General features: G+C 32.5%; 15 protein-coding genes. 4 read left to right on the top strand and 11 right to left on the bottom strand.

The window, feature by feature from the left end; genetic code table 11:
* Window positions 1-104 precede the first annotated feature (104 nt).
* The 11 genes from LQ598_RS08605 to LQ598_RS08555 form a co-directional block, all read right to left on the bottom strand.
* The gene (locus tag LQ598_RS08605) at window positions 105-1,292 is read right to left on the bottom strand and encodes a CamS family sex pheromone protein (protein ID WP_016911699.1); all 1,188 of its coding nucleotides are present in this window, start codon (window positions 1,290-1,292) and stop codon (window positions 105-107) included.
* Between the two features lie 11 nt (window positions 1,293-1,303).
* A complete protein-coding gene (gene ligA, locus LQ598_RS08600) occupies window positions 1,304-3,307 on the bottom strand; it encodes an NAD-dependent DNA ligase LigA (protein ID WP_107559422.1) in 2,004 nt (667 codons plus the stop codon).
* Between the two features lie 3 nt (window positions 3,308-3,310).
* Window positions 3,311-5,491, bottom strand: coding sequence for a DNA helicase PcrA (gene pcrA / locus LQ598_RS08595; RefSeq protein WP_107559421.1), 2,181 nt, complete (start codon window positions 5,489-5,491; stop codon window positions 3,311-3,313).
* Window positions 5,492-5,503: 12 nt separating this feature from the next.
* Entirely contained in the window at window positions 5,504-6,187 is a 684-nt protein-coding gene (gene pcrB, locus LQ598_RS08590) for a heptaprenylglyceryl phosphate synthase (RefSeq protein ID WP_107559420.1), read from the bottom strand.
* A 107-nt stretch (window positions 6,188-6,294) separates the two neighbouring features.
* Window positions 6,295-7,002 carry a M15 family metallopeptidase gene (locus LQ598_RS08585; RefSeq protein ID WP_107559419.1) on the bottom strand — a complete coding sequence of 236 codons (708 nt, stop codon included), beginning with the start codon at window positions 7,000-7,002 and terminating at the stop codon, window positions 6,295-6,297.
* 116 nt (window positions 7,003-7,118) lie between these two features.
* Window positions 7,119-7,421, bottom strand: coding sequence for a YerC/YecD family TrpR-related protein (locus LQ598_RS08580; protein ID WP_016911694.1), 303 nt, complete (start codon window positions 7,419-7,421; stop codon window positions 7,119-7,121).
* A gap of 78 nt (window positions 7,422-7,499) precedes the next feature.
* On the bottom strand, window positions 7,500-8,795 hold the full coding sequence (gene purB / locus LQ598_RS08575) for an adenylosuccinate lyase (protein ID WP_107537020.1): 1,296 nt from the start codon (window positions 8,793-8,795) through the stop codon (window positions 7,500-7,502).
* Window positions 8,796-9,122: 327 nt separating this feature from the next.
* A complete protein-coding gene (locus LQ598_RS08570) occupies window positions 9,123-9,299 on the bottom strand; it encodes an NETI motif-containing protein (protein WP_107537021.1) in 177 nt (58 codons plus the stop codon).
* Entirely contained in the window at window positions 9,289-9,858 is a 570-nt protein-coding gene (locus LQ598_RS08565; protein ID WP_016911692.1) for a DUF2179 domain-containing protein, read from the bottom strand. Before LQ598_RS08565 ends, LQ598_RS08570 begins: the two co-directional genes overlap by 11 nt.
* A 64-nt stretch (window positions 9,859-9,922) precedes the next feature.
* Window positions 9,923-10,744 carry an ammonia-dependent NAD(+) synthetase gene (nadE, locus tag LQ598_RS08560; RefSeq protein WP_107556918.1) on the bottom strand — a complete coding sequence of 274 codons (822 nt, stop codon included), beginning with the start codon at window positions 10,742-10,744 and terminating at the stop codon, window positions 9,923-9,925.
* Window positions 10,745-10,746: 2 nt separating this feature from the next.
* Window positions 10,747-12,216 carry a nicotinate phosphoribosyltransferase gene (locus tag LQ598_RS08555; RefSeq protein ID WP_016911690.1) on the bottom strand — a complete coding sequence of 490 codons (1,470 nt, stop codon included), beginning with the start codon at window positions 12,214-12,216 and terminating at the stop codon, window positions 10,747-10,749.
* A gap of 144 nt (window positions 12,217-12,360) precedes the next feature.
* On the opposite strand from LQ598_RS08555, the gene LQ598_RS08550 reads away from it, so the two are divergent.
* From LQ598_RS08550 to hisD, 4 genes are all read left to right on the top strand, one after another.
* Window positions 12,361-13,527, top strand: a complete 1,167-nt coding sequence (locus tag LQ598_RS08550) for an MFS transporter (protein ID WP_016911689.1) — start codon at window positions 12,361-12,363, stop codon at window positions 13,525-13,527.
* Between the two features lie 516 nt (window positions 13,528-14,043).
* Window positions 14,044-14,874: an ATP phosphoribosyltransferase regulatory subunit gene (locus LQ598_RS08545; protein ID WP_016911688.1), complete on the top strand. Its 831-nt coding sequence runs from the start codon at window positions 14,044-14,046 to the stop codon at window positions 14,872-14,874.
* Window positions 14,875-14,883: 9 nt separating this feature from the next.
* Window positions 14,884-15,501, top strand: a complete 618-nt coding sequence (gene hisG / locus LQ598_RS08540) for an ATP phosphoribosyltransferase (protein ID WP_016911687.1) — start codon at window positions 14,884-14,886, stop codon at window positions 15,499-15,501.
* Window positions 15,491-16,747 (top strand): histidinol dehydrogenase, encoded by a 1,257-nt coding sequence (gene hisD, locus LQ598_RS08535; protein WP_107536851.1) that lies wholly within the window; start codon window positions 15,491-15,493, stop codon window positions 16,745-16,747. Before hisG ends, hisD begins: the two co-directional genes overlap by 11 nt.
* Window positions 16,748-16,750: the final 3 nt, after the last annotated feature.

Genomic DNA, 16,750 nt, shown 5'->3' with positions numbered 1-16,750 from the left:
GTATAAAAATTATAATAAAAAGAGCGTAAATTCTTATTTTTCGAAGAATTTACGCTCTTTTATGTTAACTAGGAATGTTAATGTCCAGACCCTTTTTATGATGCTTATTTATAAATATGAATTTCGGGTTCATCATCATCTTTAGTTTTTGTAATTAAAGCTTGTGGTTCTTCCCCATCAACAATGGATATTTCAAGATCATCTACACCTTTGAAATACTTCTGAGATAAATCAGCTACATATTGTGTAACCCCTATTACTTCAGCTTTCCCGTAATAATCAAGCGGAACTTTAATTTCAAGATCTGTTAGTTTATCATCATCAAATTTACCTGTACCAACAGCTTGTGTGAAGTTAGGGAAATATTTTTGTAAGTCTTGGTTAAACTGTTCAAAGTTCGAATTTAAATTTTCATCTAAATCTGATGCTTCTGAAGATGGAATTGTGACATGTTTTTGGTTAACTTTTTCCCAATTCTTCACTGTTCTTTTGCCACCTTCACTAGAAGCATGAGCTATGAATTTACCAGGTTTAATGTCACCTTCACCTGATTGTATAAATATCGCAAAGTTAATAGGAACGTTTTTCAAATCATCTCTCACACGTAAACGAGACAATATTTCTTCAGCCATCTCTTTACCTTTTTTCTCAACTTCTTTAGAATCTAACTTTTTAGTATACGTTTCACCATAGTCTTCTTTTTGATAAACGTATTCACTATTCATCGCTAGACCAATTGTCATTCCAGAAATTTTTTGCTTTTTAGCATCACTTTCTGTGAAATAATCTTGTTCGATTATATGAGATAAGTATGTAGGTGAATTTTCAGCTATCTTTTCAGGATCTGTTTCGCCATTATGAGTTGGGTTTAAACCTAAATTTTCCCCTGCCTTACTTTGTTCTTTCTCTTCATCACTCATGGCTTTAATTTCTGCTTTAGTATATTTAGGCGCTAAATATGCTCTCACTGTATCTTTATCTAAAAATTGACCATCTCTATATAAGTAATCATCTGGCGAAAATGTTTGTTTACTGATATCTAGTAAACCACTTTCGAATGCTTCACTGTTATAGCTAGAAATCATATTGTCTTGTGTTAAACCTCTAGCTGCACTTACTTTAAATGGTAGTAACGTACGGTAATAGTCACTAGAAATTTGCATACCTGTAGATATTTGTTTTGTTTGCTCTTTTTCCTTATCAGACTTTTCTTGATTGTCTTTTTGAGTAGTATCTGATGAACATGCTGTAAGCATTATTACAGACGCTAAAATAAGAAATCCTTTTTTCATATCTTTAACCTCTATTCATTGATATTACGATATTTGTTTAACCAATCTTCTTCTGTCCAAACTTCAATGTTTAATTTCTCAGCTTTTTCTAGCTTGGAACCTGCATCTTCACCAGCAATAACGACATCTGTATTTTTCGTCACACTTCCTGTTACTTTTGCGCCTAGCGATTGAATGATTTTTGTAGCTTCAGGTCTTGCCATCTCTGTCATTTTACCAGTTAACACGAAAGTTTTTCCACTAAAATCAGGATGTCCTTCTATATCAGATTGCTTAATACCTTTATAAGTCATATTAACATTTTTCTGTTTTAACTTATCAATTAATACTTTAATATCTTCATTTTCCATATAAGTAACAAGTGATTGAGCCATCTTATGTCCTACATCAGGTATTAAAATTAAATCATCAATGGTCACTTCGAACAATCGATCAATGGATTCGTATTGTTCAGATATGACACGACTTGCTTTCGTTCCAAGATGTCTAACACCTAAACCAAACAGTAAATGTTCAAGCGATTTTTCTTTTGATGCTTCGATAGCTGTTAATAAATTATGAACTTTTTTCTCGCCCATTCTTTCTAAAGGTAATAAATCTTCTGCTGTTAAATAATATAAATCAGCTACATCTTTAATTTTATCATTTTGATAAAGCTGTTCTATTATTTTATCACCTAGTCCATCAATATTCATAGCTTGTCTAGAAACAAAATGAATCATGCCTTCAACGAGTTGAGCTCGGCATTTAGGATTAATACATCTTAAAGCTACTTCTCCTTCAATTCTTACTAGCTCATGTTCACAGCTTGGGCAATGCGTAGGCATATGATAAACTTCACTATCTTCATTTCTATCTTCAGCGATACTTCTAACGACTTCCGGTATGATGTCACCTGCTTTTTTGATGATGACTTTGTCGCCGATACGGATATCTTTTTCATGTATTAAGTCTTCGTTATGTAAAGATGCTCTTGATACAGTTGTCCCAGCTACTTTAACAGGCTCTAATATTGCTGTTGGTGTTACGACACCCGTTCTACCAATACTTAACTCAATGTCCTTTAAAGTAGTTAATACTTCTTCTGCCGGGAATTTATATGCAATTGCCCATCTCGGTGATTTTTGTGTAAAACCAAGTTCTTCTTGTTGGCTTAAATCATCTACTTTAATGACGATGCCGTCAATATCATAAGATAATTCATTTCTTTGTTCAGTCCATTTATTTATGAAAGATAGTACACCTTCTATATCATCAAAGGTTTCTCTTTCTTTGTTAGTTTTGAAGCCGAGTTCATCTAGATTATTCAATGCTTCAGATTGGCTAGCCGCTTCAATTTCTGTTAAATCATTTACACTATATAAGAATATATCAAGCTTTCTCTTTGCTGTTAATTTTGAATCGAGCTGTCTTAACGAACCTGCAGCAGCATTCCTCGGATTTGCAAAAAGTTGTTCACCATTTTGTTCTTTAATTTCATTTAAAGACATAAATGATTTTCTAGGCATATAAGCCTCACCACGTACTTCTATTGAAAGTGGTTCTTTAATTGTTAATGGAATAGCATGAATCGTTTTTAAGTTTTCTGTGATGTTTTCGCCTGTTGTACCATCTCCACGTGTTAAACCTTGTACAAAACGTCCATCAACATACTTTAATGAAACAGCAAGACCATCAATTTTCAATTCACATGTATAGCGAACATTACTGACTTTCTCTCTTACTCTTTGATCAAACTTTTTTAAATCTTCTTCGTTAAAAGCATTACCTAAAGACAACATAGGTGTGTCATGATTTATTTTCTCAAATTGAGATAACGGCGCCCCACCAACTCTAACAGTTGGTGAATCAGGCGTCTTAAGTTCAGGATATTGTTCTTCTATAGAAATTAATTCATGTAGTAATTTATCGTATTCACTATCAGGTACAGTTGGATTATCTAATACATGATATTCGTGATTATAACGATGTAACAATTGATGAAGTTCATCAATTCTTGTCTTTAATCCATCCATAGTTTACTCTCCCTTTTTCTCAATTGGTGCAAATTGAGCTAATAAACGTTTTGGTCCTTCTTTTTTAAATATAATATCTAACTCAACTGAACCATTCTTGTCATTCACCGCACTAACCATACCTTCTCCCCATGATTTATGCGTAACTTTATCACCAACATTCCAAGATGTTGCAGGTTTTTGTTGTGTATTCATACGTCCAGCAAATCCGCGTTTCGGTGTAGAAGTTTGCTGAGATTTAAATGAAGATTTTGGTTTAACACCATCTAATAGATCTTCTGGAATTTCTTTTAAGAATCTAGATTTCAAATTAGCTTGAGACCTACCAAACAATGTACGAGTAGTTGCATGAGATAAATGTAGTTCTTGTTCAGCACGCGTTATAGCAACATATGCAATTCTACGTTCTTCTTCCATTTCATGTTCCTCGCCTGATTGTAAACTTCTAAAGTGAGGGAAAATGCTTTCTTCCATACCAATGATGAAGACAACTTTGAACTCTAATCCTTTAGCTGAGTGCATAGTCATCAACGTCACGCCTGCTTCTAAATCTGCATTATCAACATCAGCAACTAATGATAAGTCCGTTAAGAAGTTCATCAGTGATTGTTCCTCTATAGGTGTATTCTTCTCATAATCTCTAGGTACTGATAAGAATTCGTCTATATTCTCAAGTCTACTTTGAGATTCAATTGTTTGTTCATTTTCTAACATTTGTCTATATCCAGATTTATCAAGAATCTGTTCAACAAGTTCAGTAATCGTTAAAAATTCTTGTTGTTGCATGAAATTGTTCATCATTTCATAAAAGTCAGCACCTTCTTGCGTGACTTTTTTAGATAATCCAATAAAATCAACTTCACCTAACGCATCGAAGTAACTCAAGTTATTCATCGCCGCATATTGAGCAATTTTTTGAACTGAAGTTGGTCCTATTCCACGTTTAGGTATATTAATAATTCTTTCGAAACTGATATCATCATTGCTATTAGAAACTAATCTCAAATAACTAAGAATGTCTTTGATTTCTTTTCGATCATAGAACTTTGTACCGCCGACCATCGTATATGGAATATTCGATTTTAAGAACGTCTCTTCAAGTACACGAGATTGTGCATTTGTTCTATATAAAATAGCAATATCTTGATTGTTGTAACCTTCTTGCTTTTTCTTTAATATTTCACGAATTACATATTCTGCTTCGTCTCTTTCTGTTGTAGCCTCATAATATTTAATCTTTTCACCAGAAGTGTTATCAGTCCATAAAGCTTTTGGTTTACGCTCTGAATTATTTCGTATCACTTCATTGGCTGCTGTTAAGATCGTTTTTGTAGATCTATAATTACGTTCTAGAAAAATCGTTTGTGCATTTGGATAATCTTCTTCAAAAGATAGAATATTTTTAATATCTGCACCTCTCCAACCATAAATAGATTGGTCAGAGTCACCTACTACACAAATGTTTTTAAATTTACTTGCTAATAAATTTACAAGTGTATATTGTGCTTTGTTCGTATCTTGATATTCATCAACATGAATATATTGAAATTTATTTTGATAAAATTCCAATACCTCGGGTACACGGTTGAACAATTGAATCGTCATCATAATTAAATCATCAAAGTCTAGCGCATGGTTTCGTAATAATTTATCTTGATAACCTTTATAAACGCGTGCAACCATCATTGCATAAAAATCATTCGCTTCTTTTTCAGCGTCTTCAGCAGTTTTTAATTCATTTTTTAAATTAGATATAGCCCCTATAAACGTTCTAGGTTCATACTTTTTACTATCTATATTTTCCTTCTTTAAAATTTCTTTAATCACTGATTTTTGGTCGGTAGGATCTATTATCGTAAAGTTTCTTTCAATCCCTATACGATCAATGTCGCGTCTTAAGATTCTTACACACATTGAGTGGAATGTTGATATCCAAATACTTTCAGCTTCAGGACCAACTAAATGACTAATTCTTTCTTTCATTTCTTTAGCCGCTTTATTCGTAAATGTGATAGCCAAAACATTGTAAGGAGAAACATCTTTCTCACCTAATAAATACGCAATTCTATGTGTTAATACTCTCGTCTTACCACTACCAGCACCTGCCATAATAAGTAATGGACCTTGCGTTGTTTTGACTGCTTGTTTTTGTTCGTCATTCATTCTATCTAACAATGCGTTCATAAAAACCTTCCTTTATTGTTTTACTTTTACAGTTTGTAAAGCTTGTTTCAAATCTTCATATATAACATTGCCAACAACAATTGTATCAGCATATTCTGCCATCTCTTTAGCCTTTTCTAAGTTGTTAATGCCGCCACCATATATTAACTGAGCATGTTCCAAATGTTCTTTCACTTCTTTAAGTTCTTCAACATCACCATATTTTCCGCTATATTCTAAATAAAATATCGGCAAATGATATAACTTATCGACCATTCTTGCGTAACTGATTAAATCTTCAACATCCAGATCCGTTCGAGCTTCAGTCAATTGTGCAACTTTACTTTTCTCATTCATAACAACATAACCTTCTAGAAATATTTCATCAAAATCCATCATATAACCATATTTCTTAACAGCTTGTTGAAGTAATCCATTGTGATAGTTAACATTATTACTATTCAATACACTCGGTACAAAATAAAAATCAAACCCTGGAACAACACTTTCTATATTAGATATCTCTAAAGCACAAGGTAGTGGATAACGTCTAACACGACTCATCAAATTCAAGACATTATCTTCAGTAACATCATCCGTACCACCAATTACAATAGCGTCAGTACCAGATTCACATACTTTCATTAAATCCTCATCTGTAATGGATTTAGCTGGATCTAATTTGAACACATGTCTCCACAACTTTATATCGTACATAGTTAAACTCCTTTAATTATCATAAGATTAATTATAGCATTTTTACCTTTGAATTCCGAAATGAAATAGGATAATTTACATAAAAAAGAAGCGAAACTTATCGCTTCTTACTTACCATAATTAAAGTACTCTTCTAATGTTGTATTTTGTTTATATATCGTGTTAGCTAAATCTTTACCTACATATTTTAAATGCCATGGTTCATATTGATAGCCCGTGATTTTCTCTTTCCCTTTTGGATATCTCACAATAAATCCATATTCATGTGCATGTTCTTTAATCCACATACCTTCATCAGTTTTGCCAAATGATGTTCTAAAATCATCTGTCGCTGTATCAGATCCAACATCAAATGATAAACCAGTTTGATGTTCTGATTGACCCGGTTTTGCACTATATTGGTTGGCAGCTTCTTCTCCATCTCTAGCTACATAATCTTTATATAATTGATCCTGTTCATCATATGATCGATATCCGCTTCTAAATACCAAATCTAATCCTTTATTTCTCGCATCTTGTATCAAACTATTCAATTGCTTTCTAGCTGTGCTATTTTCACCTGGTGCATAATCGCTCGGTAAATCAACTTTCTTATTTGCAAAGACATGGCCATCAACATACGTAATACCATCTTTCTTTGTGATATCATGTTGGCTACGTTTTTCATTATCATGATTGTTTTCATTATTTTGATGTTTTTCTTTTTCTGTAGATGACTTATCTTCCGTATTGGATTGATTGCGTGTATCATTTTGCACGCCACATGCACTTAACACTATAGAAGATATTCCAACAATTAAAAATAGTTTCTTCATGTGTAACGCTCCTTATTGTCTGAATTTCAATATTATATTACTATTTTAACAATTAATCAAAAATAAATAACAGGCTGAGTTTAACACTCTAGCCTGTTATAAAATATTCATATTATTTATTTTTCGAAATCTATATTCATTCTTTCAAGAATCATTGTGTATGCATCATTACCCCATTGTAATGAACGTTTAACTCGAGAAATAGTTGCCGTTGATGCGCCAGATTCTTTCTCGATATGAGCATAGGTATATCCTTGTTTAATCATCTTAGCAACTTGTAATCGTTGTGAGAATGACTGCAATTCATTTACTGTACAAATATCATCAAAAAATTGATAACATTCTTCTCTAGTTTCTAATGTTAGTATCGCATCAAAAAGTTCGTCTAAAGCTTTACCTCTTAATTTTTCGATTTGCAAAAAATCAACCCCTGTTTATTATAAGTTCATTAATTGCATTTTAACGCACTAACCTATTAAAGTACAGTATAAAGAATCTTATTCAATACCCGCTCTTTTAAATATAGTATCTACTTGATTTAAGTGATGGTTTTCATCGAAACATTTATCTAATTCAGAAGCACTTAACAAGTTCGTGATTTTATCATCTTGTTCTACTAAAGTTCTAAATGGCGTCTGTGTTTCCCAAGATTCCATCGCTTTTGGTTGAACGATATCATATGCTTCTTCTCTTACCATTCCTTTATTAATAAGTGTTAACATAACACGTTGTGAATAAATAAGACCAAATGTTTTATCTATATTACGTTTCATATTTTCAGGATATACTGTTAATTTATCAATAATATTAGTAAATCTATTTAAAGCATAATCTAAAGCGATTGTAACATCAGGTAACATAATTCTCTCTGCAGATGAGTGTGAGATATCTCTTTCATGCCATAACGGTACATTTTCATATGCAGTCGTCACATAGCCTCTAATAACACGTGCTAAACCTGTTACATTCTCAGAACCAATTGGATTACGTTTATGAGGCATAGCTGATGATCCCTTTTGACCTTTAGCAAACGCTTCTTCTACTTCACGTGTTTCAGTTTTTTGTAAACTACGTACCTCTACCGCAAATTTTTCAATAGACGTTGCAATTAATCCTAATGTTGCAATGTAATAAGCGTGACGATCACGTTGTAATGTTTGAGTAGAAACTGGTGCATAATCCAAACCTAACTCCTTACATACATGCTCTTCAATTTCAGGAGGAATATTCGCAAAAGTACCAACTGCTCCACTCATTTTACCTACTTCAATTTCTTCGCGTACTCGTTTAAATCTTTCTAAATTACGTTTCATTTCAGTGTACCAAAGCGCCATTTTTATACCAAATGTTGTTGGTTCAGCATGTACACCATGTGTTCTTCCCATCATTAAAGTCGTTTTATGTTCGATTGCTTTATTTTTCAATACTTCTAAAAATCTTTCTAAATCTTTTTCGATAATTTCATTAGCTTGTTTAACTACATAACTAAGTGCAGTATCTACTACATCCGTTGATGTTAAACCGTAATGAACCCATTTACGTTCTTCACCTAATGTTTCAGATACTTGTCTAGTAAATGCCACAACATCATGACGAGTCTCTTGTTCAATTTCTTTAGCTCTATCAACGTCGACTTTAGCATTTTGTCTTATTAGTTTAACATCCTCAGCAGGAATATGTCCTAACTTGCTCCATGCTTCACACGCTAGTATTTCAACTTCTAACCATGCTTCAAAACGATTTTGTTCAGTCCAAATATTAGCCATTTCTTCTCTAGAATAACGTTCAATCATTGATAAATTCTCCTATCATTTTTTAGTCATTTACAGTATAACAAACATTTTGTAACACGTACATTATTTATAAAAAGTTAAATAAAGTTCGTGATTAGAATATTTAATTTCTTTCTCTTTCATTATATATTGTAACAGTCGGATAATAAATTGAAAGTAGAAATAACATGACTTATTTTTTATCGTCACAAATATATCTAAAATTCATCTTATAACGATTGTTGTGAACAACAATGAGAGAAACTATGTATAAAAAAAGCTACCAACAAAGTCATCGCTTTATTGGTAGCTTATATCTAGATATTTTATTCTAGGTTCATTAATTATTTATTCTTGAATTTTTTTACCTACAAATTGTATTTCTTGTTTAAGAACTTCAATGTCTCCGTTTTTCTTTTCGATAAACACTGGCTTCTCAAATCTTTTTACAGGTGTGTAACCTTGATCTTTCATTCTTTGAAGACACATTTCTATCGTTTCGTTTTCTTCTACTCTAAACTTCATCAGTATCATACGCCTTTAATTTTTTACTGCGTACGCCTTTAACCCAGAATCCTCCATGGATATTCTTCGGTTCATACGCGATAACAAAAGCTTTTGAATCTAATTGTTTAATTGTGTCCATTAACTTAAATTCAAATCTACGTGGTGTTAATATTTGCATAACAAGTCGATCTCCATCTCTACCTTTAGCAACATAATGTGTAACACCATATCCTAAGTCTCTCAATTTTCTCGGTAAATCTGTTTCGTACTCCGCAGTTGTAACATTCACGACGATATAGCCTAATGCAATCTTCTCTTCTATCTTCATGCCTACAATAATACCTGTTGCAAAACCAAGTGCATAAGCTAAAATATTTTGAATTTGATCAAGACTATTTATTACTAAACCTAATCCGATTACATAAACGACTACTTCAAGTACACTTACAGTAGCGGCTATATATCGATATCCTTTTAGTGTTAAAATCGTTCTCATTGTTAAGCAAGATACATATACTATATTAATGACAAATATAGACAGTACCATTAGCCACGGATTATCTAATATAGCTGACATGCAACCCCTCCATTAATTAAAATACTGGAATCATTTTATCAGTGAAACTTATGAAAGTCACGCATTATTTTGGCCATGTATATCGTGTATAAGGCATTTCTCTTTTGTGTGCATTTCTTACATAATGATTTTGAATAATTTCTTGATCTTTTTCACTTACTTTTTTACCTTCTAAGAAGTCATCAATCGAATCATATGTTACGCCTAAAGCTTCTTCATCAGGTAGAGCTGGTTTATCTTCTTCTAAATCAGCAGTTGGTACTTTATTAATTAAATGATCTGGTCCATCTAAATATTTCAAGATGGCTTTACCTTGTCTCTTATTCAAGCCAAATAAAGGTGCAATATCACAAGCGCCATCACCGAACTTAGTATAGAACCCTGTTATATTTTCTGCTGAATGATCAGTTCCTAATACGATACCACTATGTGCAGAAGCGATTGAATATTGAACTTTCATACGTTCTCTAGCTTTTTCGTTTCCTTTTTGGAAGTCTGTCAGTTCTATGCCCGCTTCATTTAACGATTGTATACTCGCTTGAACAGCTGGTTTGATATTAACTGTTATGCGTTTGCTAGGATTAATAAAATCTAACGCATCTTGTGTATCTTGTTCATCAAACTGTTCACCATAAGGTAATCTCACAGCCATAAATTGATATTCACCATTTTCTTCTGCATTGAGTTCATCAACCGTTAACTGTGCTATTTTTCCAAGCAATGTAGAATCTTGACCACCAGAAATACCTAATACTAAAGATTTTACAAAACTATGAGCTTTTACATAAGATTTTAAAAAATGCTTAATTTCTTCAAATTCTTTTTTAGGGTCGATATTTTGTTTTACATTCATTTCTTTAACTATGATTGATTGTAAATCTCTCATTACTATTCCACATCCTTTATAGCGTCTGCAACTCTTTCTGCCACTTCAAATATCTTCTTATTCTTATTATCCCAACAAGCTTTACTTAAGTCTACCGGATACTCTTCTGGATTTAAATAACGTTTGTTTTCTTCCCATAATATATCAAGATTATCAAAAGCAAATTGCTTAATATCATTAATTCCTGGCAATGTATAAACAAGCTTTCCATTTGTAAAGATATCGTGATGTAAATCAACGGCTTTAAAGTTTTTAATATATTTCATTTTATAAGTATGCACGGGATGAAACATTTTTAAACGTTCTTCCTCGTTCGGTTTTTCATTTTCTAACGTGATGTAATCTCCTTCAGATTTATTCGTCTTCGTATTGATTATTCTGTAGACATTTTTCTTACCAGGAGTTGTTACTTTTTCAGCATTGTTAGAAATTTTAATGCGGTCAGACAGTTCACCATTCTCATCTTCAATTGCCACAAGTTTATAAACTGCACCAAGTGCTGGTTGATCATATGCAGTAATAAGTTTCGTTCCAACACCCCAGGCAGTCACTTTTGCTCCTTGCGCTTTCAAACTTGTGATTGTTTCTTCATCTAAATCATTTGAAGCAAAGATTTTAGCATCTTCTAATCCCGCTTCATCTAACATTCTTCTCGCTTCTTTAGATAAATACGCAATATCACCTGAGTCTAGACGTATACCGACAAAATTAATTTTGTCACCTAATTCTTTCGCAACTCTGATAGCATTAGGAACCCCAGATTTTAGAGTATGGAATGTATCTACTAAGAACACACAATTTTTGTGTCTTTCAGCATATTTTTTGAAAGCCAGATATTCATCATCATACGTTTGAACCATTGAATGCGCATGTGTTCCTGAAATAGGAATACCAAACAATTTACCTGCTCTTACATTACTCGTTGAGTCAAAACCACCAATGACTGCTGCTCTAGCTCCCCATATTGCAGCATCCATTTCTTGAGCTCTTCTTGTACCAAATTCCATCACGATTTCATCGCGCACGACTTGCTTTATTCTACTTGCTTTAGTTGCAATTAAAGTTTGGAAATTCACGATATTTAAAAGTGCGGTCTCAACAAGTTGAGCTTGAATTAACGGTGCTTCAACTCTAATAAGCGGTTCATTATTAAAGCATAATTCTCCTTCTTTCATTCCTCTAATGTTACCTGTAAAACGTAAAGCTTTTAAATAATCTAAATAGTCATCTTGATATCCAACTTCTCTCAAATACTCAATATCTGTATCCGTAAATTTGAAGTTTTCTATAAATTGTACGATTCTTTCTAATCCACTAAAAATAGCATACCCACTATTAAATGGCATACTTCTAAAATATAAATCAAATATAGCTGTACGTTCATGAATCCCATCATTCCAATAAGTTTCGCCCATATTGATTTGATATAAATCTGTGTGTAACATTAAACTATCGTCTTCGTATTTATACATTATTCAATACTCCTCAGGTTATATAATTTTATATTATTTTATCATACTTTTTAAAATTAATTTTAAAAATCAACTTAAATATATCAAGTCATTTACCTCTGTGATAAAATACTAAAGATGCAAAATTTGGTGGGAGGCTAACAAATGAAAAATTCTTCATTCAAAAAATTATTTATTATACTTTCAATTATTGTAGCTGTCTCTGGTTTCTCACAAGGAATGCTTTTACCATTAATCTCAGTAATATTTGAACGTAACGGTATTTCAAGTTCCTTAAGCGGTATACATGCAACATCACTATACATTGGTGTATTTCTTTCTTCCTTCTTTATTGAAGGTCTCGTACGCAAATCCGGATTTAAATATATGATTTTAATCGGCGGTGCAATTGTTGCGTTATCACTATTGTTATTCCCTACATTAAAAACTTTATCCATATGGTTTATTTTAAGGCTACTAATTGGTGTTGGTGATAACATGTTACATTTTAGTACACAAACATGGTTAACACACATTACACCAAAAGATAAACTAGGCAGAACCATTTCAGTATACGGATTCAGTTTCTCGGCAGGATTTATGCTTGGACCATTATTAGCTAAACTCGTTGATGTATCAGAAATATTGCCATTTATAATTTCAGCAATTCTCTCTATTATAACTATTTCATTAGTATTGTTAATTCATAATGAATTTCCTTCATCGAATGTACGACCAATCAATATGATCAATACATTGAGAAACTTCGGTGATGTTATAAAAACTTCTTGGATAGCTTTCATGTTTCCATTACTATATGGATTATTTGAAGCCGGACTGCATAGTAACTTTCCAATTTTTGGTTTGAGAAATGGACTGGATGTAACAAGTATCACGCTCATATTACCAGCATTTAGTTTAGGTGCAATACTATTCCAAGTACCAATAGGTATGTTTAGCGATATACACGGTAGAAAAAAAGTATTAACATTTTTAACCTTAATAGGTAGCATCATTTTCATGTTAGGCGACTTTTTACCAACGACTACCTTTGTAATGATGGCCTTATTTTTAGTAGCAGGACTCTTTACCGGATCATTTTATGGTTTAGGTGTAAGTTTTATGACAGACTTAACACCAAAACATAATTTACCGGCAGGAAATTTAATGATCGCCATGTCATTTAGTGTAGGTAGCATGATTGGACCAATGCTAGGTGGAACCATTATTCAACTATCAGACGGCACGATATTCTTTACAATGATTGCAGCATTTGTATTTATTGTTTTCCTATTACTCTTAGTGCATAAAACACCACAGCAAGTAGAATAAATGACGAACTAACCAAACGCGGACAAACGTTTGGTTTATTTTTTTGTCTTTTTTACATGTTTCATTCAAATAGTTTACTAAAAAAGTTCATATTTTAGGGTTCAGTACATATTCTGGGACATAAATCCCAACTAAAAATAAATCCCCCAATCCGTTGGAATTATTTTCGGATTGGGGGATTTTTATATTTTTGATTTTGTAAAGTGCTGACGCCCGGGGGAATAGTATGTGTGAGAGACTACAGGCTCGAGCCATATTCATAAAGCAAACACAGGCAAGCATGCACTTTACAAAATCATTATAGTTTAGGACATTTATATCCCAGAATCTTTATTTCTTTAAATTAAAAAGCTTTTGCATCTTCTTCACCCCTATCACTTGTTCTTTACATCCAATTGTTTGATAATTTAAATATTCAGAACTTTCAATTGATAAGTTTCTTTAAGCGTGTTATAGTATCACTTATAATTAAATAAATACTTTAACTCGGTAGAGAGTAAAAGCGAGGTTTATAATATGGATTATGTAAAATATAGAGATGATGTAATTAATAAGAAAGAAAAGGAACTTAGTTTCTTAAAATATTTTAGTGCTAAAGATTTTGAAGTTATCGATATGAACTTCATTGAAAAATTACAATGGAAACAATTGAATCAAGATGATTTAAACAGTCTTGATACGAGAAGTATTTGGAAAAATGGTGATGCTTTTTATAGTTTAAGAAATGATTGGACTGATCAAATTCAACATTACAGTCGTGAATATCATTTAAAAGCTTCGCGCGTTACATACGCTGGTCCTATTTCAATTAATGAACAAATATATACTAACTTAGGTGTCGAGATATTTAATCCTAATAGAAACGATATGTTGCAATGTTATCAATATATTCATGATTTCATTCAAAACGAACTTGAGCTTAACGTTGATTTTGCTGTTATCGGACATTATCAACTATTTGACCTTTTATTACCTAAAGAGGAACAAACAGAAGAATTGTTCCAAGCAATTAGTGAAAGAAACATTTCAAAAATTTCTAAATTGCTCACGCAAAACCATACTTTAGTTCAACTACTAAAAACACCTACACATCAACAATTGGATTTCTTAACAACAATTGCTGATACTGAACATCCGACATATAAATCATTACTATATTGGAAAGCTGCACTTGAAGAGTCCGGCATTAACCATATTCATTTAGATATTACAACAATGCCACCAAAATCATATTACGTTGGTAGTTTTATACAGCTTTATCAAAATAACAATCGCAACCCTATTGCTTCAGGTGGTCATTATAATGGCACTTTAGAAGGATTCGGATTCGGTATCCAATTAAATTAGGAGGTCATTATGTTAACAGTAGCGCTTAGTAAAGGTCGTCTATTAAAAGATTTTATTAAATTTATTGACTCAAATGGAAATTCAAAATGGGCAGAAGCTCTAAATAAAAGAGAACGCAAACTACAAATTCAAGTTGAAAATGTAAGATTCATTTTAGTTAAAGGTAATGATGTACCAACTTATGTTGAACAAGGCATTGCTGATATCGGTATAACAGGTAGTGATGTACTTGATGAAAAAGATAAACTCAACGTTAACAACTTAGTTGATTTACCTTTCGGATTTTGTCATTTTGCAGTTGCGAGCAAACCAGATGTTACTGAATACAACAAAATTGCTACAACTTATGTTAAAACAACTAAAGCTTATTTTAAAAATAAAGGACAAGATGTTTCAATTATCCCGCTATCAGGTTCTGTAGAATTAGCTGCTGTCGTTAACATGGTTGATGCGATAGTAGACATTGTCCAAACGGGTACAACATTGAAATCTAATGGACTTGTAGAGAAAGAATCTATCGGAGATATAAATGCAAAGTTAATTACAAACAAACATGCTTTCTTTAGTAAATCTAATGTTATTGAATCATTTATAGAAGAAATTGGGGTGTCTATTAATGCTATCTAAAACACAATTTATAGAGCAATTTGAACAAGACAGACAGACTGATGATCGTAATACAGAAAGTGTTAAAAATATTATTCAAGATGTAAAAGAAAATAAAGATCATGCAATTTTTAAATATAATCAAAAGTTCGACAATGTCGATTTAGATCAACTAGAAGTGCCACAACAAGAAATTAAAAATAGTATTAACCTTATTTCTTATGAACTAAAGTCTGCACTCGAAAAAAGTCACGAACAAATTAAAAATTTCCAACAAAAAATAAAACACGACAATGTAACAACTGGGCAAACTTATCAACTCTATCACCCTATTGAAAAAGTTGGTATTTATGTTCCTGGTGGTAAAGCCAGCTATCCTTCAACAGTTTTAATGACAGCTACACTTGCAAAAGTAGCCAATGTTAAAGAAATCATTGTCGTTACCCCACCACAAAAAGACGGTATTGATCCTGCAATATTAGCAGCTTGTCATATAACGGGGGTTAACCGTGTATTCCAAGTTGGCGGCGCGCAAAGTATTGCTGCACTTGCATACGGTACTGAATCTATACCTAAAGTTGATAAAATAGTTGGTCCTGGTAATCAGTTTGTATCTCTTAGTAAGCAATTACTTTATGGAGTTGTGGGTATTGACCAAATTGCTGGTCCAAGTGAAATTGCATTAATTGCAGATGAACATTCAAATGTAGATTATATTATTCAAGATATTTTAGCTCAGGCAGAACATGATGAACAAGCCCGAACTTTCCTATTATCAACCGATCAATCATTCTTAACGAAAGTGAGTCAAAAGCTGCAACAAGCGATTGATCAAGCACCGAGAAAAAATATTATTGAAAAGAGTATTAAAAATTATCACTACTCTATTTTAACGGCTGATATTAATGAAACGATTGATGTCATAAATTATATTGCACCAGAACATTTATCAATTCAAACGGCGGAACCTAGTATATACGTTGGAAAGATCAAATATGTTGGCGCAATGTTTTTAGGACAATACTCACCTGAAGCAATTGGGGATTATGCTGCAGGTCCAAGCCACGTATTACCAACTGATCAAACAGCAAGATTTTCAAACGGCCTTACAGTTAATGATTTCTTAACAAGCCATTCTGTTATTCATCTTGACGAACACGCGTATCGAGAAATTGCTCCGAGCGCGATTGCATTGGCTGAAGAAGAAGGTTTATATCAACATAAACAATCATTAGAAGTAAGACTAACTAACAACAAGGAGTCGTAAACT

Origin of the sequence: Mammaliicoccus sp. F-M27, from assembly GCF_022387115.1 — a bacterium.
In the GTDB taxonomy this organism is placed as follows: domain Bacteria; phylum Bacillota; class Bacilli; order Staphylococcales; family Staphylococcaceae; genus Mammaliicoccus; species Mammaliicoccus vitulinus.
Note: the sequence above shows the minus strand (reverse complement) of the source record. Positions and strands in the feature narration are given on the sequence as shown.

Coding starts and splice junctions, on each gene's coding strand:
- LQ598_RS08605 (WP_016911699.1), bottom strand. CDS start 1,292: ATGAAAAAAGGATTTCTTATTTTAGCGTCTGTAATAATGCTTACAGCA.
- ligA (WP_107559422.1), bottom strand. CDS start 3,307: ATGGATGGATTAAAGACAAGAATTGATGAACTTCATCAATTGTTACAT.
- pcrA (WP_107559421.1), bottom strand. CDS start 5,491: ATGAACGCATTGTTAGATAGAATGAATGACGAACAAAAACAAGCAGTC.
- pcrB (WP_107559420.1), bottom strand. CDS start 6,187: ATGTACGATATAAAGTTGTGGAGACATGTGTTCAAATTAGATCCAGCT.
- LQ598_RS08585 (WP_107559419.1), bottom strand. CDS start 7,002: ATGAAGAAACTATTTTTAATTGTTGGAATATCTTCTATAGTGTTAAGT.
- purB (WP_107537020.1), bottom strand. CDS start 8,795: ATGATTGAACGTTATTCTAGAGAAGAAATGGCTAATATTTGGACTGAA.
- LQ598_RS08570 (WP_107537021.1), bottom strand. CDS start 9,299: ATGAAGTTTAGAGTAGAAGAAAACGAAACGATAGAAATGTGTCTTCAA.
- LQ598_RS08565 (WP_016911692.1), bottom strand. CDS start 9,858: ATGTCAGCTATATTAGATAATCCGTGGCTAATGGTACTGTCTATATTT.
- nadE (WP_107556918.1), bottom strand. CDS start 10,744: ATGAGAGATTTACAATCAATCATAGTTAAAGAAATGAATGTAAAACAA.
- LQ598_RS08555 (WP_016911690.1), bottom strand. CDS start 12,216: ATGTATAAATACGAAGACGATAGTTTAATGTTACACACAGATTTATAT.
- LQ598_RS08550 (WP_016911689.1), top strand. CDS start 12,361: ATGAAAAATTCTTCATTCAAAAAATTATTTATTATACTTTCAATTATT.
- LQ598_RS08545 (WP_016911688.1), top strand. CDS start 14,044: ATGGATTATGTAAAATATAGAGATGATGTAATTAATAAGAAAGAAAAG.
- hisG (WP_016911687.1), top strand. CDS start 14,884: ATGTTAACAGTAGCGCTTAGTAAAGGTCGTCTATTAAAAGATTTTATT.
- hisD (WP_107536851.1), top strand. CDS start 15,491: ATGCTATCTAAAACACAATTTATAGAGCAATTTGAACAAGACAGACAG.